Annotated in this window: 21 protein-coding genes; 4 read left to right on the top strand and 17 right to left on the bottom strand. The window is 45.0% G+C overall.

What is annotated here, in order from left to right:
• Window positions 1–17 precede the first annotated feature (17 nt).
• A complete protein-coding gene (rnhA, locus tag L4C44_RS09705; protein ID WP_017069372.1) occupies window positions 18–482 on the top strand; it encodes a ribonuclease HI in 465 nt (154 codons plus the stop codon).
• A 119-nt stretch (window positions 483–601) separates the two neighbouring features.
• On the opposite strand, the gene L4C44_RS09700 is transcribed toward rnhA, so the two are convergent.
• Window positions 602–1,384, bottom strand: coding sequence for a class I SAM-dependent methyltransferase (locus L4C44_RS09700; RefSeq protein WP_146492106.1), 783 nt, complete (start codon window positions 1,382–1,384; stop codon window positions 602–604).
• A 53-nt stretch (window positions 1,385–1,437) separates the two neighbouring features.
• Here L4C44_RS09700 and gloB point away from each other — a divergent pair, with 53 nt between their 5' ends.
• From gloB to L4C44_RS09685, 3 genes are all read left to right on the top strand, one after another.
• Complete coding sequence (gene gloB, locus L4C44_RS09695; RefSeq protein ID WP_146492105.1) at window positions 1,438–2,196, top strand: hydroxyacylglutathione hydrolase; 759 nt, start codon at window positions 1,438–1,440, stop codon at window positions 2,194–2,196.
• A 70-nt stretch (window positions 2,197–2,266) separates the two neighbouring features.
• Window positions 2,267–3,838, top strand: a complete 1,572-nt coding sequence (locus L4C44_RS09690) for a LysM peptidoglycan-binding domain-containing protein (protein ID WP_428804953.1) — start codon at window positions 2,267–2,269, stop codon at window positions 3,836–3,838.
• On the top strand, window positions 3,835–4,521 hold the full coding sequence (locus L4C44_RS09685) for a YIP1 family protein (protein ID WP_061018600.1): 687 nt from the start codon (window positions 3,835–3,837) through the stop codon (window positions 4,519–4,521). Before L4C44_RS09690 ends, L4C44_RS09685 begins: the two co-directional genes overlap by 4 nt.
• Window positions 4,522–4,561: 40 nt before the next feature.
• Here the strand turns inward: L4C44_RS09685 and L4C44_RS09680 are convergent, their stop codons facing one another.
• From L4C44_RS09680 to L4C44_RS09605, 16 genes are all read right to left on the bottom strand, one after another.
• Window positions 4,562–5,404 (bottom strand): endonuclease/exonuclease/phosphatase family protein, encoded by an 843-nt coding sequence (locus L4C44_RS09680; protein ID WP_146492103.1) that lies wholly within the window; start codon window positions 5,402–5,404, stop codon window positions 4,562–4,564.
• A gap of 61 nt (window positions 5,405–5,465) precedes the next feature.
• Window positions 5,466–5,804, bottom strand: coding sequence for a nitrogen regulatory protein P-II (gene glnB, locus L4C44_RS09675; RefSeq protein WP_004738609.1), 339 nt, complete (start codon window positions 5,802–5,804; stop codon window positions 5,466–5,468).
• A 130-nt stretch (window positions 5,805–5,934) separates the two neighbouring features.
• Entirely contained in the window at window positions 5,935–6,246 is a 312-nt protein-coding gene (locus L4C44_RS09670) for a c-type cytochrome (protein ID WP_048661228.1), read from the bottom strand.
• 58 nt (window positions 6,247–6,304) lie between these two features.
• Window positions 6,305–7,642, bottom strand: coding sequence for a tRNA lysidine(34) synthetase TilS (gene tilS, locus L4C44_RS09665; protein ID WP_428804952.1), 1,338 nt, complete (start codon window positions 7,640–7,642; stop codon window positions 6,305–6,307).
• A 124-nt stretch (window positions 7,643–7,766) separates the two neighbouring features.
• Window positions 7,767–8,726: an acetyl-CoA carboxylase carboxyl transferase subunit alpha gene (accA, locus tag L4C44_RS09660; RefSeq protein WP_017060731.1), complete on the bottom strand. Its 960-nt coding sequence runs from the start codon at window positions 8,724–8,726 to the stop codon at window positions 7,767–7,769.
• Between the two features lie 45 nt (window positions 8,727–8,771).
• Window positions 8,772–12,251, bottom strand: a complete 3,480-nt coding sequence (dnaE, locus tag L4C44_RS09655) for a DNA polymerase III subunit alpha (RefSeq protein ID WP_019821617.1) — start codon at window positions 12,249–12,251, stop codon at window positions 8,772–8,774.
• 142 nt (window positions 12,252–12,393) lie between these two features.
• Complete coding sequence (gene rnhB / locus L4C44_RS09650) at window positions 12,394–13,014, bottom strand: ribonuclease HII (protein ID WP_048606660.1); 621 nt, start codon at window positions 13,012–13,014, stop codon at window positions 12,394–12,396.
• A 33-nt stretch (window positions 13,015–13,047) separates the two neighbouring features.
• Window positions 13,048–14,244, bottom strand: coding sequence for a lipid-A-disaccharide synthase (gene lpxB, locus L4C44_RS09645; RefSeq protein WP_428804951.1), 1,197 nt, complete (start codon window positions 14,242–14,244; stop codon window positions 13,048–13,050).
• Between the two features lie 129 nt (window positions 14,245–14,373).
• On the bottom strand, window positions 14,374–15,162 hold the full coding sequence (lpxA, locus tag L4C44_RS09640) for an acyl-ACP--UDP-N-acetylglucosamine O-acyltransferase (protein WP_146492100.1): 789 nt from the start codon (window positions 15,160–15,162) through the stop codon (window positions 14,374–14,376).
• A 1-nt stretch (window position 15,163) separates the two neighbouring features.
• A complete protein-coding gene (fabZ, locus tag L4C44_RS09635) occupies window positions 15,164–15,616 on the bottom strand; it encodes a 3-hydroxyacyl-ACP dehydratase FabZ (RefSeq protein ID WP_009847408.1) in 453 nt (150 codons plus the stop codon).
• Window positions 15,617–15,709: 93 nt separating this feature from the next.
• Window positions 15,710–16,741 carry a UDP-3-O-(3-hydroxymyristoyl)glucosamine N-acyltransferase gene (gene lpxD, locus L4C44_RS09630; protein WP_146492099.1) on the bottom strand — a complete coding sequence of 344 codons (1,032 nt, stop codon included), beginning with the start codon at window positions 16,739–16,741 and terminating at the stop codon, window positions 15,710–15,712.
• A gap of 5 nt (window positions 16,742–16,746) precedes the next feature.
• A complete protein-coding gene (locus L4C44_RS09625) occupies window positions 16,747–17,247 on the bottom strand; it encodes an OmpH family outer membrane protein (RefSeq protein ID WP_004734343.1) in 501 nt (166 codons plus the stop codon).
• A gap of 27 nt (window positions 17,248–17,274) precedes the next feature.
• Entirely contained in the window at window positions 17,275–19,680 is a 2,406-nt protein-coding gene (gene bamA, locus L4C44_RS09620) for an outer membrane protein assembly factor BamA (RefSeq protein ID WP_060982524.1), read from the bottom strand.
• A gap of 48 nt (window positions 19,681–19,728) precedes the next feature.
• A complete protein-coding gene (rseP, locus tag L4C44_RS09615) occupies window positions 19,729–21,087 on the bottom strand; it encodes a sigma E protease regulator RseP (protein WP_428804950.1) in 1,359 nt (452 codons plus the stop codon).
• Window positions 21,084–22,292 (bottom strand): 1-deoxy-D-xylulose-5-phosphate reductoisomerase, encoded by a 1,209-nt coding sequence (gene ispC / locus L4C44_RS09610; protein WP_285954316.1) that lies wholly within the window; start codon window positions 22,290–22,292, stop codon window positions 21,084–21,086. Before ispC ends, rseP begins: the two co-directional genes overlap by 4 nt.
• A gap of 51 nt (window positions 22,293–22,343) precedes the next feature.
• Window positions 22,344–23,186 carry a phosphatidate cytidylyltransferase gene (locus L4C44_RS09605; protein WP_146492096.1) on the bottom strand — a complete coding sequence of 281 codons (843 nt, stop codon included), beginning with the start codon at window positions 23,184–23,186 and terminating at the stop codon, window positions 22,344–22,346.
• Window positions 23,187–23,199 lie beyond the last annotated feature (13 nt).

Raw genomic sequence — 23,199 nt, 5'->3', positions numbered from 1 at the left:
GGTAATAGTATCAAATCATGACGAAACAAGTTGAAATTTTCACTGATGGTTCTTGTTTAGGTAACCCTGGTCCGGGTGGCTATGGCATCGTACTTCGCTACAAAAAAGTCGAGAAGACGCTAGCAGAAGGCTTCACGCTAACAACCAATAACCGTATGGAAATGCTCGCCGCTGTCGTTGCTCTCCAAGCCCTCAAAGAACCTTGCTCTGTGATTCTGACCACAGATAGCCAATACGTGCGTCAAGGCATCACACAGTGGATTCACAACTGGAAAAAGCGTGACTGGAAAACAGCCGATAAGAAACCGGTTAAAAATGCCGATCTGTGGCAAAGGCTCGATAAAGAAACCGCTCGCCATAGCGTGGATTGGCGCTGGGTAAAAGGACACGCAGGACACAGAGAAAACGAGATGTGTGATGATTTAGCAAGAAACGCAGCGGAAAATCCGACTCAAGAAGATACGGGCTATCAACCAAGCTAATCATCTTTTGAAGTTAGACGTACATTTCAGAAAACGATTTATTGTTCCTGGAACTAATTGATAACGCCTTAAACTATTGGATAGTTTCTTAACAGAACTAATAGATGAAAAGCCGACAACTAGTCGGCTTTTTCTGTTTTTAACGGATATGAAGCTTTAGCTGAATCCATTGTACGGCGCGTGTTGGTTCTAAAACTCGCTCCAACAGGCGAGAAGCGTCGCTTAAGGTGCCAATGCGGCTTGATAGGTTTGAGCGGGTAAGTACGCTTGCGAGCAACAATAAAGTATTGGCTGCCAGCAAAAGATGCACAGCCACCTAAAGCGTTCTCCAACCACGTCCACATCGCTTGATACTTACTCATAGGAAACAACGCGTAGGTATCACAATGAATCACTTCATAATTAAGCACACCGAGCCAGTCTTTAATTCGATTTGGCGTGTACATGCGCCCACTCCAAGGCAAGCTGTTCTTTCGCCAAGGCATCAAACTGGCGAGCCCCGTCACACTGAAAGGGTTGAAGCCAGTAATGATGATATAGCCATCGTCCATCATCACTCGGTCGACTTCTCTCAATAATCGATGCGGGTCATTGCTATAATCTAATTGATGACTGAGCACCACAACATCAAAGCTTTTCTCCAAAAAGGGCAAATTATAGCCATCTGCTATCACATTATGTAATGGGTTCTGGATATCTAGGTTTACTTGATGTTGAATGTTGCATGTGCAGCTAGAAATCTCACTACTGAGGCCGCCGAGCTTGAGCATATGGTAACCAAATAGCTTTGGGCACCACTCATCGAGTCGAGTTTGAATAGATTCTCTCAACCAGTCCCCATTGTGCAACTGTGCCCAAGTGTAGGGATGTTCAAACTTCTTTCTGCTACGTGCTGGCTTCATCAATAATCTGTCTCACTTATTCTGTCGCACTGAAAGTGACTGGAGAACCAATAATGTTACATATCAAAAGCATACCTGCATTTAACGACAATTACATCTGGCTGATTGAAAATAGCGATCGCCGTTGTGCTGTCGTCGACCCTGGTGATGCGGCTCCAGTATTAGAGTACTTAGCGAACCATGAGCTAACTTTAGATGCAATCTTGATTACACACCACCACCACGATCACATTGGTGGCGTTCCAGAGCTGGTAAGACAATTTCCCGGCGTCGATGTTGTTGGCCCTCGAAATGAACCTATCCCGACATTAACGCATCCGGTTGATGATGGTGACCAGTTAGAACTGTTTGGTGAAGTCTTCCTCGTGTTAGGACTAAGCGGACACACTGCTGGTCATATTGGCTATGTGGGTGATGCCAAACTATTTTGTGGTGATGTATTGTTCTCAGCAGGCTGTGGCCGAATCATGGAAGGCACACCACAACAGATGTTCGATGCGCTGAATAAGATCACAGCGCTGCCTCAAGAAACCGAAGTGTATTGTGCACATGAATACACTGCTGCCAATATCGCTTTCGCATTAGCGGTTGAGCCTGATAACCAACATTTGCAGCAATATCGCGACCAAGTGAACCGACTGCGTGCCCAAAATAAGTCGACCATCCCCACAAATTTGAGACAAGAGAAGTTTGTTAACCCCTTCTTGCGCTATACCGAGCCAAGTGTAGTGAAATCAGTGTCTAATCGTACTGAGCAAACTGATCCTTTATCAGTATTTACCGCTTTACGTGCGTGGAAGAACGAATTTTAACAAATACAGACTTGTCACTCATAGGGGGTGGCAAGTATTATCATCGGCCGTTTATTAAAAAGGCTGTAACATGCGAGTTAAGTACAGCTGGGCTTTGGTATTACTACTTTCTGGTTGCCAATTAACTCAGTCAGAGAATCCAGACCAAGCTTCCAAGCAAACCAACACCTCTCCTACTAAAGAAGTTTCTCAAGCGAACGTTTCACCAGATGCGACCAACAAAGAGCCAAAAGTTGAAGCACCTGTCGTTACTCCACAAACACAAGAAGATGTTTGGAAACGTATTGCTATGCAACTTGAAATGGAAGTGCCCGACCAAAAGAAGGTCGACTACTACCGAACTTGGTATCTTAAACACCCTAGTCATCTAAAAACCGTATCAAAACGTGCTGAGCCTTTCCTTTATTTGATCACCACCAAGATTGAAGAAAGAGACCTGCCTTTAGAACTGGCACTGTTGCCCGTTGTTGAAAGCTCATTTGATGCATTTGCGTATTCTCACGGTAGCGCCGCTGGCTTATGGCAGTTCATTTCAGGCACCGGTGAAGCTTACGGGCTAGAACAGAACTTCTGGTACGACGGCCGCCGAGATGTTGCCGCTTCAACCGATGCTGCATTGGATTTCCTAACCGACCTAAACAAACGTTTTGATGGCAACTGGCAACACGCAATCGCTGCCTACAATAGTGGTGGTGGACGTGTAAACAGCGCAATCCGCAAGAACAAGAAGCTTGGTAAGCCAATCGACTTCTTCTCACTGGACCTGCCAAAAGAGACTAGCAGCTACGTACCTAAACTGCTGGCACTGGCCGACGTAATTGCCAACCAAGAAAAATATGGCATTGATATTCCTGCAATTCCAAACAAGCCGGTGCTGACTCTAGTTAACCCGGAAGAGCAACTGGATTTAGCAATCGCAGCTAACTACGCAGGCATTCCAGTAAAAGAGCTGCAAGGCTATAACCCTGCCTATAACCAGTGGGCGACGGCACCAGAAAAACACCAACAATTACTGCTTCCCTTAGATTCAGTTGAAAAGTTCAACAGAGAAGTCACGGCCAATAAAGGCAAAGGCATGAAGCTAGTACGTTACAAGGTTCAATCTGGCGACAGCATCAGCGTACTGGCAAATAAATACAACACCACCAGCAAAGTGATTCGCTCAGCGAACGGTTTGACCAACAACAATATTCGTATTGGTCAGCACCTACTGATCCCGACTTCGACTAAAGATGATAAAGCTTACGCTCTCAGCGCTTCAAACCGTCTAGCAAGCACACAGTCAAAGAGTCGCGGTCAATATAAGCTAACCCACAAAGTAAAAAGTGGTGACAGCTTATGGACGATTGCACGCGCAAATAAGGTATCTCACCAATCACTTGCTAAGTGGAATGGTATGGGGCCACGCGACACGTTACGAGTTGGTCAAGAGTTGGTCATTTGGAAGAACGGTTCTGACGGTGCCATCATCCGCACCATCTTCTATAACGTAAGATCAGGTGACACAGTCAGCGGTATTGCATCAAAGTTCAAAGTAAAAAGTGCAGATGTTGTAAAATGGAACGCTTTGCAGAACAAGAAATACCTACAGCCAGGACAAAAACTGAAGCTGTATGTTGATGTAACTAAGGTAAGTGTATGAACCCGTCAAGTAACCCACTCGTCATGCTGTTGGATATATTCCGTTCACCAACAGCGTGTTTCTTAGCGCTTTATCAACGAAGTGCTTGGGGATGGCAACCCTACGTCGTATTAATGCTCAGCCCCTTTTTGTTTTGGGGTGCTTATTTTTCGAATGTAGATTTTGCATGGCTAAGTGCTGAATTGTCACAACAACTGGCTCAAACTAACCCTGACCAATTGGCGTTACTCGACAGCAACACCCTACTCGCAAGTGAAATCATCAACGACGTATTTAGCCGAACGCTAACCATCGTTTTGTTGGCATTCTGGTTTAACCTCGCAACTAAGCCAAGTCAACATCAACATAGCTTTTGGCGATGGTTTGCAGCGGCATCCGTTATCATCTTCCCTGCAGTTTTAGGCGACATTGCGAGCTACGCAAGCCTGATACTTAAGCATGGGCATGTGATGAACTACGCTGCTGACTTGAACAGCTTAAACGGCTTAATTAAGTTACCACTAACCAATGAGTGGTCACAGTTTGCTAGCTCGTTGCCACTATTATTACCATGGTACATCGTACTGGGTTATGCAGCGGTATTAACTTGGACTGAGTTTGAACGTGGTCAAGCATTGGTAATTTCTGGCTTACCATGGATTGGCTACTACCTAATCTGGGCGCTCTACATTTTAATCTTCTAAGCTGAAGAGATAAAAAGAAGGCTGGCGAAAATTCACTCGTCTATTTAGCCTTAAACGTCACTCGCATTGGGTTATGATCAGAAGCGTCCGTAATGGGCGCTTTTGCTTTTTCTACCTCGAGCCCTCGATAGAACACATGGTCTAGCACTAAACCCGTAATAAATTGAGTGCGATCATCTGGATCAAAAGCAACCTCTGTCAAACCAACCTTTTCCAACGCATCTTTCAATACAGCGAAGCGAGCCTCACTCCAACTATTAAAATCCCCAGCAAAAATAACAGGCCCACGATACTTTTGCAGATTGTCAGTTAAGCTCTTGAGCTGAGCCTCGTAATCTTCGGTACCAAAGGTAAAGTTCACAGCATGAATATTAATCACCGCCAGTTCTTCGCCATTACTGAGCAGGTAACGAGACCAAAGCGCGGATTTAGGCAATTGAAGCCAAGGTTCTTCATGAGTATAAGCACAAGCTTCGATCGGTAAATGCGTCGCTAAGTTAAGTACACCAGCACTTTTCTCAAAGGCTTCAAACGCATTAACTCGTGTACTTCCCCACTGACCACTTGTCACCCACTGGCGAAGCCCTTCTGTCATACTCGCTTCTTGCAGCAAAACTAAATCGCTACCTGCTGACAGCTTATTCAACTCACTCTGCCAATTACTGCGGTTTTGCTTGTAGATATTCCACACGGTAATATCTAAGCCGTCAGACACATCAATCGCTTTCGGTGCAGAGTTTTGGTAACAGCTGTAGATGTCGTTGCTGGTACTTTGAGAGGAAGTGATCAGGTTGGGTTTATTCGGTATCACAAAGATAAAATGAAAACTAACGACAACAAGCGTTATCAGCAGTGTGATAACAATGATGGTTTTCTTAAACATACAGCACCCTACCAGAAATGAAAAAGGAGCGATAAACGCTCCTTTTAGGGTAATAGTTTTTTTATACGGCGTCTTCGTCTTCTTCGCCAGTACGAATACGTACCACACGTTCAACGTCAGTAATGAAGATCTTACCGTCGCCGATTTTACCTGTTTGCGCTGTTTCGATAATGGTATCAACACACTGGTCAGCCACTTCGTCAGTCACAACAATTTCCAATTTCACTTTAGGTAAAAAGTCGACCATGTACTCTGCGCCACGGTATAGCTCAGTATGACCTTTCTGACGTCCAAAGCCTTTAACTTCAGATACTGTCATACCCGTAATACCCACTTCTGCAAGTGCTTCACGTACATCATCAAGTTTGAATGGCTTGATAATGGCTTCAATCTTTTTCATGTTCATCCCTTAAACTGTGCGAATGGCTCATTATCGGTTAGCTATAGTAAACATTCAATGAAAAAAGCCAGAGCATTAAAGCTCTGGCTCGAAATTTATCATCTTGTTTAATCAGCGCTTTAAGAAGGTTTTACTTAAGGCTTGCGTAGTAAGCGGCTAGATTAGCAATATCTGCATCATTCAGCATTGAAGCTTGAGCCTGCATTACAGCAGCCAAACCGCCGGTGCGCTGGCCGTTCTTATATGCGTTAATTGATGAAGCGATGTATTGCTCGTTTTGACCTTTAAGGTTTGGGTAGCCTGGGATCACTGCGATACCGTCAGCACCATGACATGCTGCACAGATTGCTGCTTTAGCTTGACCCGCAGCAACATCACCCGCCAGAGCGTTACCACTCAATAGTCCAAATCCAAGAACTAATCCTAGTGTAATTTTCTTCATTGCATATTCCATTAATTATTTTTATTAAAGTGACGGTGAATTGTGACACAAACTTTTTCTACTTGCTCCAAAGCGCTTCACAATCTTGACCTTCGTAGTTTTTATCTACGAATAAGCCTAAAACAGCGATCACTCGATCGCCATCCATTAATATCGGCGTTCTGCGTCTTAACCAACTGGGTACTTGGTACTCTTGAAACAACTTCTTCAGCTTCCTGCTATGACCGCGCCCAACAGGGTGAACCGATAATCCTTCGGGGTTAAAGGTAACACGTAATACCGCATTTTGGTTTGGTAAGCTGAACGTTTGTACACGACGACTAGGTTCGGACTCAGGTCCCCCCACTTGCAAGCTGACATCTCCCAAGCCATCAGGCAGAACCAACCTTCCTCCAACAGAAACGTCACCTTGCCAGCCCGATAGATCTTTAGTCTCTCGAACCAAATAGAGTTTTTGATTAAAACGCCTAACTTCAACGCCGTTTAACACCAGCTTAGGGTTAGCATCAAGCTGAGCACACGCCACTTCCTCCCAGATAAGCTGGAGTTGCTTTTGACTCGGCATCGGTTGATTACAATGGTTAAGCCACATTCTTAATAAACGTGCGCGTAGTAAATCAGAGTACTGGTATAACGCTTCAATGCTTAAGCTTTGATTCTGGTTGCCACCTAAAGCTTGCTGTAAGTGGGATTCTAACAACTCATCCAACAGTAACTCTTGCTCTGCACATAGCTGAGCGCTGCGACTGACCGACTCTCGGAAACTAGGCCAACGCTCGGTCAGTGCCGGAGTGACTTGATGACGAATAAAATTGCGGTCAAAGCGAACGTCTTGATTACTCTCATCTTCTACCCAAGTTAAAGCCATATCGCGCGCCGCCCCTTCAATATCCGTTCTCGTCACCGACAGCAGTGGGCGAACGATATAAGCATTAGCAAACGGCATCACTTTCGCCATTGAAGAGAGCCCTTTCGGACCACTGCCACGCTTCAACGCCAACAAGAAAGTCTCGACTTGGTCATCGATGTGTTGACCTGTAACTAATACATCACCTTGTCTAATATGCTTTTTAAAGGCTTGGTATCGCGCGTCTCGAGCCAGCTTCTCAACGCTTTCTCCACTGCTGATATCTAGCGAGACTCGTTCAATGAACAAGGAAACCGACAAAGCATCACACCATGCTTGGCACTGCCCTGCCCAGTGATCAGCATTGTTGCTTAAGCCATGATGAACATGTACCGCACAGCACTCAATGTGATGGGACTTAGCGTATTGTGCAGCTAGCTCCAACAAAACTCGTGAATCGACACCACCACTAAAAGCAACCACCAACCGACAGGGTTTGAGCTCGCTTTGGCTAAGTACAAATGTGAAGGTATCAATTAAGTGTGTCATGAGACTAATAAACCAAGAAATCGTGTGTGACGGGATAATGTCTTAATAATAAAAAAGGGTTGGCACTGAGTCCAACCCTTTCATCTTTTGTTCGTATAGCTAGGCTTATCGCTAAGGCAACTTATCAGCAGTAGCCGTAGCTCATTAGGCGCTGGTAACGACGCTCAAGCAGCGTTTCGTTGTCGAACTGCTCTAGCTCTTCTAGCTGTTTAACTAACATGTCTTTCATATTCTGAGCCGTTTGTGCAGGGTCACGGTGCGCGCCGCCTAGAGGCTCTGGAATGATTTCGTCGATAAGCTCAAGCTCTTTAAGACGAGGAGCAATCAGGCCCATCGCTTCAGCTGCTTGTGGTGCTTTATCTGAATCGCGCCATAGGATTGAAGCACAACCTTCTGGAGAGATTACTGAGTACGTAGAGTACTGAAGCATGTTCACGTAGTCACCAACACCAATCGCTAGTGCACCACCAGAACCGCCTTCACCCACAACGTTACAAATAACAGGAACTGAAAGGCCAGCCATCACTTTTAGGTTTTTAGCGATAGCTTCAGATTGACCACGCTCTTCAGCGCCAACACCTGGGTATGCGCCCGCAGTGTCGATGAAAGTAATAATAGGCATGTTGAAACGCTCAGCGGTTTCCATTAGACGAAGCGCCTTACGGTAACCTTCTGGCTTTGGCATACCAAAGTTACGGATCACTTTCTCTTTAGTCTCACGACCTTTCTGGTGGCCAATAACCATAACAGGACGGCCATTTAGACGAGCCATACCACCCACAATAGCTTTGTCGTCAGCGTAAGCGCGATCACCCGCCATCTCTTCAAACTCTGTGAATGCATGCTCCAGGTAATCTTTGGTGTAAGGACGTTGAGGGTGACGAGCAAGTTGAGCTACCTGCCATGCACCTAAGTCACTAAAGATTTTCTGTTTAAGCTCTAAGCTTTTTTTCTCTAGTTGTTCGATTTCTTTGTCTAGATCTACCGCTGTGTCACCACCGTGACGCGAAACGTCACGTAGCGCTTCGATTTTTGCTTCAAGTTCAGCGATAGGCTTTTCAAATTCTAGAAAGTTCAGGCTCATCTATGAATCCTTGTTGATTCAGCTCCGCATTCACGAAGCTAAATTTTAGTTAAATTCGAGTTCTACTTGGCTATTTCCAAGCAGCTGTTTTAATTCGTCTAGTAATGTATCACTTGGCGTCACACGCCATTCTGTGCCCAATGTTAACCGCGCTCTAGCGTCGGCACGCTGGTAGTATACATTGACTGGGACCGTTCCGGCTCTATAAGGTTCTAAGATTTGACTAAAGCGTTCAAAAAATTGACCGTTAATTTGGGATTGGTCGATAGATATCGACACCCCACGAGCATATTTCTCACGGGCGCTTCCTAAGTCCATGACCTCGCGCGCGGACATTTTAAGCCCGCCATTGAAATCATCAAAGCTGACCTGTCCGGAAACGACCACAATTTTGTCTTTTTCGAGCAATTCTGCGTAGCGATCGAGCGCATCCGAGAACAACATCACTTCCATTCGGCCCGAACGGTCATCAAGTGTCATCAAACCGATTCGCGTACCGCGCTTTGTCGTCATCACTCTCGCAGCAATCACCAAGCCAGCAATCGTTAGTGATTGGTCACGACGCGTTGGCGTGGCATCTTTTAAGCGACAGCTGGTGTATTTCGCTAACTCTTTGATGTAAGCGTTAACCGGGTGACCCGTTAAATACAAACCAAGCGTTTCACGCTCCCCCTCAAGCCAAACCTTCTCAGGCCATTTAGGCACTTGGGTATACTTGTGCTCAACCTCTTCCGGAGCGTCGGTCAACACACCAAACATATCAGATTGACCAAAAGACTCGGCATGGTGATGTTGGCTCGCCGCCTTCACCGCATCTTTCAAAGATGCCATCATCGCCGCTCGGTGAGGACCTAATCTATCTAAGGCTCCGGATAGAATCAACTTTTCGATAACACGTTTGTTGACCTTCTTCAGATCAAGGCGTGCACAGAAGTCGAATAAGTCTTTAAAATAACCGCCTTTGTTTCGCGCTTCAATGATCGCTTCAATAGGGCCTTCACCGACCCCTTTTATCGCACCGATGCCATAAACAATCGCGCCATCTTCATCGACGTTAAAGCGGTACAGACCCGAGTTGATATCTGGTGGCAAAAGCTTGAGCTTCATACGGAAACATTCATCAACAAGGCCGATAACCTTCTCGGTGTTATCCATATCCGCCGTCATTACCGCAGCCATAAATTCCGCTGGGTAGTGCGTTTTCAGCCATAGAGTTTGATAAGAAACCAGTGCGTATGCAGCCGAGTGAGATTTGTTAAAGCCGTAGCCCGCAAATTTCTCTACCAAGTCAAAGATCTTCATGGCAAGTTCGCCATCAACACCGTTGGCTTCAGCGCCCTCTTTAAAGGTACCACGCTGTTTCGCCATCTCTTCTGGCTTTTTCTTACCCATCGCACGACGCAACATATCCGCGCCGCCAAGCGTATAGCCTGCCAGAATCTGTGCAATCTGCATTACCTGTTCTTGGTACAGGATGATGCCGTAGGTAGGTTCTAGTGTCTCTTTCAGTGATTCGTGTTGCCACGTTTCATCAGGGTAAGATACCGCTTCACGGCCGTGTTTACGGTCGATAAAGTTATCTACCATGCCTGATTGCAGAGGACCCGGACGGAACAGGGCTACCAATGCGATGATATCTTCAAAACAGTCGGGCTGTAGACGTTTGATCAGGTCTTTCATACCACGCGATTCCAGCTGGAATACCGCAGTGGTTTCAGAATTTTGTAATAGATTGAACGACGCTTGGTCATCAAGAGGAATCGACTCGATACGAACCGGTTCTTTACCCTCTTTCTTCAAACGTGGGTTCACTAGGCCTAACGCCCAGTCGATGATGGTCAGGGTACGCAGACCCAAGAAGTCGAACTTAACCAAGCCAGCTGTTTCAACGTCATTCTTATCGAATTGCGTTACTGGGAAGTTACCTTCAGCATCGGCATAAATTGGTGCAAAATCGGTGATCGTGGTAGGTGATATAACAACACCACCCGCATGCTTACCGGCATTTCGCGTACAACCTTCAAGGATGCGACACTTATCAATTAGCTCACGGACTTCTTCATCGCCATCGTAAAGCTCTGGCAATGCCGGTTCAGCAAGGAACGCTTTTTCGAGCGTCATGCCCGGATCTGGCGGTACAAGCTTTGAGATTCGATCGACGAAACCAAACGGGTGACCCAGTACACGGCCTACGTCACGGATTACCGCTTTTGCCGCCATGGTACCAAAAGTGATGATCTGAGATACCGCATCACGACCATACATTTCAGCAACGTGATCAATTACTTGGTCACGTTTATCCATACAGAAGTCGATATCAAAATCGGGCATCGATACACGTTCTGGGTTCAAGAAACGTTCGAAAAGTAGATCGTACTCAAGCGGATCAAGGTCGGTGATATCAAGCGCGTAAGCCACCAAAGAACCGGCGCCAGAACCACGCCCTGGACCTACGGGCACATCGTTGTCTTTTGACCACTGGATAAACTCCATTACGATCAAGAAGTAACCTGGGAAACCCATGTTATTGACAACTTCGAGCTCGATCTTAAGTCGCTCATCGTATTCCGGCCTGCGCTCAGCACGAACTTTTTCATCTGGGAATAGGAACGCTAGACGTCGCTCAAGACCTTCTTCAGATTTCTTGATCAGGAAGTCTTCAATCGCCAAACCTTCCGTTGGGAAGTTAGGCAGGAAGTATTCGCCCAGACGAACCGTTACATTACAACGCTTAGCGATCTCAACACTATTCTCAAGTGCTTCAGGTATATCTGAGAACAACTCGCACATCTCTTCTTCGCTACGAAGATACTGTTGCGCGCTGTAATTTTTAGGACGACGAGGATCGACCATCGTGAAGCCATCATGAATCGCCACGCGGATTTCATGGGCATCAAAAAGGTCTTCAGTAAGGAATACTACTTCGTTGGTCGCAACAACAGGCAAGTCTTCTTGCTCAGCAAGCTCTAACGCGAAGTGCAGGTAAGACTCTTCATCCGGACGTCCAGTACGAATCAGTTCCAAGTAAAAACGATCGGCGAAGTACGTTTTGTAAAACTCGACGCTGCTTGCCACTAGCTCACGGTTGCCTTTCAGTAACGCCTTACCAATCTCACCTTCCTTCGCACCCGATAGGATAATTAGGCCTTCGGCATTCTCAATTAGCCACTCTTTATCAATAACAGGCTGATGCTGAACATGACCGCGAAGGTAGGCTTTTGAGATAAGCAGCGTTAGATTGTTATAACCTTTATTGTCGGTTGCAATGACGGTGAGCTTGGTCAACTCGTCACCGAACTCTGGAGACTGCATTAGGAAGTCAGCACCAATAATTGGTTTAACCCCGCACCCATGAGCAGTACCGTAGAACTTAACCAAACCACACAGGTTGGTAAAGTCGGTAAGTGCTAGAGCAGGCATACCCATTTCAGCGACTTTTTTAACTAATGGAGGCACCTTGGATAGGCCATCCACCATCGAAAAGTCACTGTGTACGCGTAGGTGAACAAATTTTGGATCTGACATTATTTTTCCTGAGTTCTAGGTTTGAGCCTAGGATTACAACTGTGTGTATTCTATTTTTTTCTACCGCAAGTTAGCAACTTTATTCGAAGCCCAGCTCTAGTTAACGTAAGCTCTAGTCTATATAGAGCTTAATCAATACGCTCTAATCTATGCCAAGAATACGTTTTACTGGCTTAAAGCTTTTACGGTAGTGCTCGGTTACGCCATGTTTTTCAATCGCTTCGAAATGCGCTTTAGTCGGGTAACCTTTATGTTTAGCAAAACCAAACTCTGGATGAAGTTTATCAAGCTCTTCCATCTCTTGGTCTCGAACGACTTTAGCGATAATCGACGCCGCACTGATTTCAGCCACTCGCAAGTCACCCTTTACAATAGCAAGACCGTCCATTGGCAGTTCTGGGACACGGTTTCCATCGATTAGTGCCATATCAGGTTGAACGCTCAACCCTGCGATAGCTCGCTGCATAGCAACCATCGTCGCTTGCAGAATATTCAACTCATCAATTTCTTGTGGAGAACAACGACCAACAGACCATGCCAGAGCTTTCTCTTTAATTTCTGGAAGCAAAGCTAGGCGCTTTTTCTCAGATAATTTCTTTGAGTCGTTCAAGCCTTCGATTGGGTTGTTTGGATCGAGGATAACCGCAGCGGTCACTACATCGCCAACCAAAGGGCCACGGCCTACTTCATCCACACCAGCAAACAACTGGTAACCTTGCGGGTACTCAAAAGGAGGAAGCTCTTTTTTCTCTTTTACTGCCATAACTAATCTCTTAATGTTCTGTAAGTAAGCGCTTTATGCTTCAACAAAAGGTCGGTCAATCAACTTCAATACCGCGTTAGCGGCTTGTTTGTCTGCGTCTTTGCGGATCCAATGATGCATCTCAGTAAAACGTTCGATCAAGGCACTGTTATCGGCTGATAGCATCTTATCGACAGATGGGAACAAAAAGTCTGGGTGACACTCTTCAAGAATATGCTCTTTGACGATCTCTTCCCCAGCCAAGATATTCGGCAATGATACAAACTCAGTGATCGCCAACTTCTTAACAATGTAACCTGTCAGCTTATTTACTTTGTAACCAACCACCATAGGGCGCTTAAGTAACATACATTCAAGAGCCACGGTACCTGAAGCCAAGAGCACAGAATCAGCAGCGGTAATCACGTTGGTTGCCGTATCTTCGACTAACGTGAATTCAAGCTCAGGTACGGTCGATTGCCAGATTTCAGTAAACTGCTTTTTACGCTGCTCATTAACGAGCGCAACAACAAAATTGATATCCGGATACTTATGCTTAATACGCTGGCAAGTTTCGATAAATGGTTGAGCAATCAAACCCATCTCACCACCACGACTGCCCGGCAATACGGCCAACCACTGCTTGTCTTGATCAAGACCTAAAAGCTCTCGCGCATTCTGTTTACTTGGCTCTAAAGGAATCGCATCTGCCAACGTGTGACCAACAAACTCACAGGCAACGTTATATTTATCGTAGAACGCTTTTTCGAACGGCAAGAAAGCCAATACCAAGTCAGTTGCTTTATCGATTTTAAAGATACGCTTTGGACGCCAAGCCCATACTGAGGGGCTCACGTAATGCACCGTTTTGGTACCAGCATTTTTAAGGTCTAACTCAAGCCTTAGGTTAAAGTCGGGCGCATCGATACCTACAAACACATCTGGCGGGTTTTGAGTGAAATACTTAACTAGCTCTGCTTTTACCTTCAACAAACGAGGTAAACGGCCAAGTACTTCAACTAAGCCCATAACGGCCAGCTCTTCCATCTCGAAAAGAGACTCACAACCGAGCGCCTTCATTTTTGGCCCGCCAATGCCAACGAACTCAGCATTTGGGTACTGTGATTTGATCGCTTTAATAAAGCCTTCACCAAGCGTGTCGCCAGAGAGTTCGCCGACAACAATACCTACGCGCAGTGGTTCATTCGAAACAAAGTCCGAGCTATTGGTTGCTGCTTCTTGCTGTGCCATAGTTTTCCAATTCCCTTCTTGCCTAAAACAAAAAAGATCGCCTAACAAGTAGCGATCTTTTTGTTATACCATTCTGATGAAGTAATTATTGTCATACTCACATTGATTGGTACATAACCACATCAAGTATTAACGAATAATACCGCGCTCAGAGCTCTCTAGCATTTCTAGCATAGGAGCTACCGAAGCAAACTCTTTTGCCATTTCAACTAAAGCCACTTTCGCTTCTTCAAGTGTTTTACCTGAACGGTATAACTCTTTGTATGCTTTCTGTAGTGCACGAATTTCTGGTTTCTCAAATCCGTTACGCTTCAAGCCCACTAAGTTAAGACCGAATGGAGCAGCATGGTTACCCTGTGCAAGCACGTACGGCAGTACATCTTGAACTACAGCAGAACAGCCACCAATGTACGCGTAAGCACCAATAGAACAGAATGGGTGAATCGCAGAAAGCGCCATCACACCAGCGTAGTCGCCAACCGTAACGTGACCGCCAAGAATAGCGTTGTTACCAATATGAGTGTGGTTACCAACAATAACATCGTGTGCTACGTGAGCATTAACACAAAGTAAGTTGTCATCACCAATTACTGTGGTTGCTTTGTCTTGAACCGTACCACGGTGGATTTGAACCGCTTCACGGATCACGTTGCGATCACCGATCACAACTGTTGTCTCTTCACCACCGTATTTCTTGTCTTGGTTTTCTTCGCCAATAACAGCATGTGGGAAGATACGGTTTTCTTTGCCAATGGTTGTATGACCTTTGATCACAACATGCGACATCACTTCAGTGTCGTCACCAATTGTCACGTTACCAGCAATGTAAGTGAAAGGCCCAACTGTCACGTTAGCACCGATAGTTACATCACCTTCGATTACTGCTGCCGGGTGAATTTTCGCTGTTTCATGAATCATATTAAAACTCTCTACGAGCACATTTAAGTTCAGCTGAACATACAACTACGCCGTCAACTTTAGCAACACCGTTAAACGATGCGATGCCACGACGCTCTTTTAAGAATTCTACTTCGATAACCAGTTGGTCACCTGGCACTACTGGCTTACGGAATTTAGCTTTATCTACACTAGCAAAGTAGTACAGCTCGTTACCAGAAGGCGCACCGAAAGATTTAAATGCTAGAAGGCCTGTTGCTTGTGCCATTGCTTCTAAGATCAACACGCCTGGGAATACAGGAAGCTGAGGAAAGTGGCCTGTGAACTGAGGTTCGTTAACAGAGACATTCTTAATTGCAGTCAGTGTTTTTTCTTTTTCAAAGCTAGTCACACGATCAACCATTAAGAATGGGTAGCGATGAGGTAATAGTTCCTGAATTTCAGTAATGTTCATCGTTGTCTGTTCAGTAGTCAAAGTCGTATTCCTATGTATATTCTTTATTTAATTAGAAGGATTATAAACGAAAAAGACTCGCTGTACGCGAGCCTTTTATTAGAAATGCTGGAATTATGATTCCGCGCTCTTCTCGATAAGTTTTTCAACGGTTTTCAAACGCTTGTTCATTTCATCAATACGATGAACACGCGTTGCTGTTTTACGCCAATCTTTGTTTGGCTGTAAAGGAATACCCGAAGAGTACATGCCTTTCTCAGTGATGCTGCGCATTACCATCCCCATACCGGTGATTGTAACGCCATCAGTAACTTCAATGTGACCATTAATCACACTACCACCACCAATAATACAGTACTTACCTATCGTCGTGCTGCCTGCAATGATAGTACCACCAGCAAGAGCTGAACCATATCCGATGTGAACATTGTGAGCAATCTGAAGTTGGTTATCTAGGATAACGTTGTCTTCAATGATTGTGTCATCTAATGCGCCTCGGTCGATGGTAGTACACGCGCCAATTTCTACGCGGTTACCAATGCGAACAGAACCAACTTGTGGGATCTTAACCCACTCACCTTTCTCGTTCGCATAACCAAAGCCGTCAGAACCAATAACAGTGCTTGATTGAATCAAACATGCTTCACCAATCACAACTTCATGGTAAACGCTTACGTTAGCCCATAGCTTAGTGCCTGTGCCAATTTTCGCATTCTTACCAATAAAGCATCCAGCACCGATGATCACATCATCACTTAGTACCACACCAGACTCAATCACGGCGTTCGCACCAATAGACACATTTTGCCCAATGGTTGCATCGCTAGAGATTGAAGCAGAATCAGCAATAGTCGCTGCGGGTGCAGGAGTAGTATCAAGCGCTTGAGCTACCTTAGCAAAAGCAACGTAAGGGTCACTAACCACAATAACGTTGGTCTTACACAGTTCGCGCTCACTCTCTTTAACCATAATAGCAGATGCTTTACAGTCACCTAGGTGCTTGCTGTACTTCACGTTAGAAAGGAACGTAATGTTACCTTCTTGCGCTTTATCCATAGGAGCGACTGCTGAGACGGTAATCGTACCGTCTCCGTGTAGCTCTCCCCCAGTAATCGTTGCCAATTCGGCTAAAGTCAGGTTCTTCATAAAACTTATTTCAGTGATTTAATTACTTGCTCAGAGATGTTGTATTCAGGCTTACCGTATTGTAGAGCTTGAATATCAACGATCATGTCGTAGCCTTCTTTCTCGGCAACTTTAGTTACAGCATCTTGAATCACTTTGAACAGCTTCTGCTTCTCTTGTGCTTCACGACGTTGACTTGCTTTTTCTAGTGCTTGAGCTTTGATTTTGTACTTGCTGTCTAGTTGGCCTACTTCAATACGAAGCTTCTCAACTTCGTCAGGACCAAGTAGTTCGCCATCACGCTTAAGCTTTTCAATCTTAGTCTTTGCTTCAGCTTGAATGCTCTGTAACTCAGCCGCTTTATCTTTGAACTCTTCCTGCATTTTTTGAAGAACAACTTCACGCTGAGGTAGAGCCTGGAATACTTGTGCAGTGTTTACATAACCCACTTTTTGCGCAGCTTCGGCAGCTGTTGCAAAGAAAGAAGAACTAAGAACTACAAGGCCTAAACCTGCTGCTTTAATCATATTTTTCAAAATATTGTCCTTTAAATATTAGAAAGTTCTACCAATGGTAAATGTGAAGAATTCCTCATCATCACCTTCGTAAATTTTAACTGGTTTCGCTAGAGAGAAAACCAGTGGGCCCATCGGTGACATCCATTGCAGGGCAGCACCATAAGATGAACGGTAATTTGTTGGATCAGAGTAATCGTAGTAGTACTGACTGCCACTGTTAGGTGCGCCACGGTCTACGAACTCTGTATCCCATACACTTGCCATGTCGAAGAAGACACTGGTTCGAATCTGGCTGCGCGCTTCATCAGAAGCAAACGGCGTTGGGACAATTAACTCTAAACTGGCCAAAGCAACCGCGTTACCACCAACTGAATCATCGGTTGCAGAGCTGTACGTAGGGTTATTTCCTGTGCTGCTTCCGTAAACGGCTTTCGGACCTGCTGAGTTAGAACCAAAGCCACGTAGGGTTGTAAAGCCACCCGCGTAGTAGTTCTCGTAGAATGGGAACAAGTTATCATTACCATCCGTTTGACCATAACCATTACCATAGCCTAATCGGCCACGCATCAATAGTGTGAACTCATGCTTTTTGGTCAGCGGGATGTAATGTTTTACATCGTACTGTGCTTTGAAGTACTTAGCATCAGAGCCTGGTACTGTCATTTTAGCGAAAGCACGTTGGTGGTTACCCTCAGTTGGGAAGAAACCACGGTTCAAGTTGTTACGCGTCCAAGAAATATTGATATCGAAGTCATCAGTTAAGATGTGCTCGTCACCATATTGGTCAATACTTCTCGCAAACTGTTCAACTTGGATATAGGTCGGAACGTTACCGATTTTGTTGTGTGTATAGCCAACACCAAACTCGATACGGTTCAGCTCATCCATAGGGAAACCCCATGTTAGGCTAGTACCATAACTTTGGTTGGTATAGTCGACAATACCCGCTTCAGAGGCTTCGAATTCGTTGTAGAAGATCTTACCGCCTAGACTCACACCATCAAGGTTCCAGTATGGGTCACGGTAGTCTAAGCTCACGTTCTTTTGGTAATCGTTCATCATGGCACTTACACCAACACGGTTACCTGAGCCTGCAAAGTTGTCTTGTTGTAAACCAACTTGGAAACTGACACCTGATTCCGTACCGTAGCCGACACCAAAGTTGATGCTGCCTGAGTTAGCTTCCTTAACGTTGTAAACCAAATCAACTTGGTCTTCACTACCAGGAACACGAACTGTTTGTACATCAACCGTTTCAAAGAAACCTAAACGGTTAAGACGGCTCTTACCAGTATCAATTGACTTAGAGTTAAGCCAACTGCCTTCCATTTGACGCATTTCACGACGAAGAACTTCATCTTTCGTTGAGTTATTGCCCGTGAATCGAATGTCGCGAACATAGATACGGCTACCCGCTTCTACATTGATAACTAACGACACTTCTTTGGTCTCATCATTGAATTCAGGAATCGTACGAACTTGTGGGTACGCATAACCAGATTCACCAAGAATTCGTTTTACGCTCTCTTCTAAAGACGTTACCGATGAACCGTTATAAGTATCACCGTCTTCAAATGGCACTAGCGCTTCAAAATCAGCCTCACGGCCGATGAGTTCACCACGAAATGCGACATCTTTAACGGTGTAGGCTTCGCCTTCATCAATACCAAGCGTGATATAAACGCCTTTCTTATCTGGAGAGATCGCAACCTGAGTAGAGTCTACCTTAAACTTAAGGTAACCACGGTCGAGGTAGTAAGATTTCAGCGCTTCGATATCACCCGCTAATACTTGCTTCTGATATTTTTCATCCGCAAGGAAGTTCCACCATGCAACATCAACATTCAGATTAAAGCGGCTAAGTAGCTCAGCGTCTGAGAAGACTTCGTTACCGATAAAGTTGATTTGCTGAATCTTAGCAGATACGCCTTCAGTAAAGACAAACTTAAGGTCAGAACGATTACGAGGCAAAGGCGTCACAACCGCTTTTACTGTCGCGTTGTACTTACCAACACTGTAGTAAAAATCTTCAAGACCTTTCTCGATGTTGCTTAGCGTAGTACGGTCAAGGGCTTCACCTTCACGAACGCCAGACGCATCTAGGTTCTGTTGAAGTTGTTCTTCTTTGATCGCTTTGTTACCCGAGAATGAGATACTTGCGATAGTCGGTCGTTCTTTCACTTGAACAACTAAAACACCTTCATCGCGAAGGACTTTAACATCCTCAAAGTTACCCGAAGCATACAATGCACGAATGATCTCAGATACATCGCTTTCATCCACTTCATCGCCAATACGTACTGGCATTTTCAGTAGAGCTGCACCAAGTGCAACACGCTGTAAACCTTCAATCTTGATATCTTGAACTACAAAGTTTTGTGCTCCATTCGCTGCCACACTAGTGGCTAATAGACTTGCGAACAGAATTTGCTTAATCGCCATACTTATTCTAATTATTCCTTGCTACTACCAATGCCTGTGAGAAACCATTCACAGACGAGTAAAATCATTAAATATTGCCAGAGCCATCAAAGAGAAGAGGATTGCACCTCCCACTCTGTATCCCATTTCCTGAACTTTCTCAGGGACTGGTTTACGAGTAATGGCCTCAATAGCGAAAAAGAGCAAATGTCCGCCATCAAGCATAGGCAGCGGAACCAAATTAATAATACCCAAGTTAACACTAATCAGAGCCAAAAAGCCTAAGAAGTAAACCAAACCGTAATCGGCGGTTGTCCCTGCACCTTTAGCTATTGAAATCGGGCCACTCAAGTTATTTAAGCCAACATCACCAACGATGAGCTTCTTAAGCATTGTCAGCGTCAATCCAATGATTTGACCTGTTTTATCAAATGCTTTTCCTACAGACTCAATTACACCAAATTGTAACTCAAAGCGATAATCTTCTGGCCATTCTGCGACTTCTGGAGCAATACCTGCATAGCCAATTGTCGAACCATCAGAAAGCTCGCGACTTTTTGGCGTCATAACTAATGGCTGTTCAACCCCATTTCGCAATACGACCAAGTCCAATGATGTCATTGGATTTGCACGAATTAACTCAACAACCGACTGCCACTGTTGAATAGGCTGTCCATTAATCTCAACAATTTTGTCACCAGCCTTTACTCCGGCATCGTATGCCGCACCGTCATCAATGACTTGAGCAAGCACTGTCGATATCTCTGGAGAATACGGTCTAAAGCCCAGCGTTGTCATTGCAGATTCAGTTTCTGGGTTGAATGACCAGTCTGAAATATCCAATGTCATCTGCTGTTCAAAGCCGATATCGTCTTGAGAAGAAACCGTTACAGTCATGGACTGATCACCAATATGTGATATCAAACCCATATTGACTGATTCCCAATCTGCGGTTTTGATTCCTGAAATAGATTTAAGTTCCATTCCAGTTTCAATTCCGGCTTGTGCAGCAATAGATTGCGGAGTGACTTCACCGATTACAGGTTTAACCGCCGGCACGCCAATCAGAAACACTAGCCAATATGCAAAGACGGCAAAGATAAAGTTAAACGCAGGACCTGCACCAACTATCGCCGTTCTTTTCCACAATGGCTTCTTATCAAAAGCGTATTGTTGTTCGTCTTCAGAAAGGTCGTCAACACGACCATCAAGCATCTTAACGTAGCCGCCCAATGGAATGACTGACAAGCTGTATTCCGTACCATCACGGCCAACTTTGCTCCAGATTGATTTACCAAAACCAATCGAGAATTTCTCAACTTTCACACCACAGCGACGAGCAACCCAGAAATGTCCAAACTCATGAACAGCGACCAGAATGCCAAGCGCTACTATAAAGGATGCGAAGTTCCACAGAATTCCACTCATGCTAGCTGCTCTTTAATAAATTGATTGGCTAATTGACGAGACATATTATCTAGCTCGAGAAGGCTTTCCAAGCTATCTAAGCCCTCAGAGTTATGTTGTTCACATACTTTGCTCATAACATGTTCGTTAATGACAGCAATATCGGTAAACTTCACTCGATTGTTCAAGAAAGCATCGACGGCAATTTCGTTTGCCGCGTTAATTGCGGTTGTAGCATGCTGACCCAAGTAGCAAGCTTCAATCGCTAACCTTAAACATGGGTAACGACTAAAGTCTGGTTCTAGAAAAGTAAGCTCGCCCACTTTAGTGAAATCCAGAGGCTTAACGCCCGCTTCTGTTCGCTCAGGGTAAGACATCGTTAAAGCGATTGGCGTCGCCATATCCGGTTCGCCCATTTGAGCAAGCACAGAGCCGTCCTTGTACTGAACCATAGAATGAATCACAGATTGAGGATGAATAATCACTTTCAACTGTTCTTGAGAGGCATTAAATAACCATTTCGCTTCAATGTACTCTAAGCCTTTATTCATCATGGTCGCTGAATCGACAGAGATCTTAGGGCCCATAGACCAGTTAGGGTGTGCGATAGCGCGTTCAGGAGTCACTGATTCCAACTCAGCCACATCGGTATAACGGAAAGGACCACCAGAACCAGTTAGTAGAATATGGTTAATACCGTTGGCTTCTAAATCACAGCGACCTAGATTGGTTTGGACGTTTTGCGACAAACACTGGAAGATAGCATTATGTTCACTGTCGACAGGAAGTAGCTCAGCACCGTACTTTTCCACGGCGTCTATAAACAACTGTCCAGACATCACCAAGGCTTCTTTATTAGCAAGCAAGATACGCTTACTAGCCTTAACCGCAGCCATAGTAGGAAGCAAGCCTGCTGCGCCAACAATCGCAGCCATAACAGTGTCTACTTCATCTAGGGAAGCGACCTGACACATGCCTTCTGAGCCTGAAAGCACTTTGATGTTTGGGTAATCCGAAGACAACACATCACTCAGTTGAGACGCTGCATCGGGGCAAGCCATCGCAACATAGCTTGGTTGCCACTTTTCAACTAGCGCCAGCATCTTTTCAACATTCGAACCGGAGGCTAGTGCCACGACCGTATAAAGATCTGGGTTTTGCTCAACGACTTTTAGTGTACTTGCACCAATAGAGCCGGTAGCGCCAAGGATAGTTAGATTTCGCATCACATATGACCGTAGAAATGTAATAAAGGGCAGAATCACTGCCCTTTTTTATTAGAATGCTAAATAAAGCAGAGCAAAGACAGGGAATGCAGCCGTTAAGCTATCTATTCTATCTAGTATACCACCATGACCAGGAATCAGATTACTGCTGTCTTTCACCCCAGACACACGCTTAAACATGCTTTCAACAAGGTCACCAAGAACAGAGATAACGACGGTCACAAGAGTAATAACAATCATGTGAAGAGGACTTGTGAATTGGATATCAAACAAGTCAGCAAAGATCCAAGCCACGATCACTGCAGTAATGATGCCACCAATAAGACCTTCAATCGTTTTATTCGGGCTTACCGCCGGGGCCATTTTGCGCTTACCAAAGCTCTTTCCTGAAAAGTAAGCACCGCTGTCCGCCGCCCAAACGAGCAAGCAAACAAACATCACCAATTTTGCACCGTGGTAGGGATCAACATCGATACCGTTAGCACGCAGGATAACCACACTCCAGAAGAATGGCAGCAGAGTCAGCACACCAAAGGCGTGACGAAGAAGAGAAGAATCTTTCCATGCAGGCATAGACTTAGGATAAGTCACCGCCATACCACTCGCTATTACCCACCAAATTGAGCCAATCGTTAGAATGGCGTAGTGAGCAGTAGACAAGTTATTAAGGCTAAATGCATCAAAAGGGATAAAAGCAAAACTTGCGGCACTAACCACAACCGTTGGAATCAACGCTAAATAACGCGATTTGCTTTCAATAAACTGAGTCCACTCCCAAAAACCTAATAGCGAGATCACCGCTAATGAAAGAATAAATGTAGGAAGTGATAACTCGAAAATGCCTAGAATAACTAGGGGAGCTAAAATCAACGCCGTAATAATTCGTTGTTTCAAACCAAAAAATCCT

It is taken from the genome of Vibrio satsumensis, from assembly GCF_050337435.1.
Classification (GTDB): Bacteria; Pseudomonadota; Gammaproteobacteria; order Enterobacterales; family Vibrionaceae; genus Vibrio; species Vibrio satsumensis.
The sequence above is the reverse complement of the archived record's forward strand: the minus strand, read 5'-3'. Positions and strand labels throughout refer to the sequence as shown.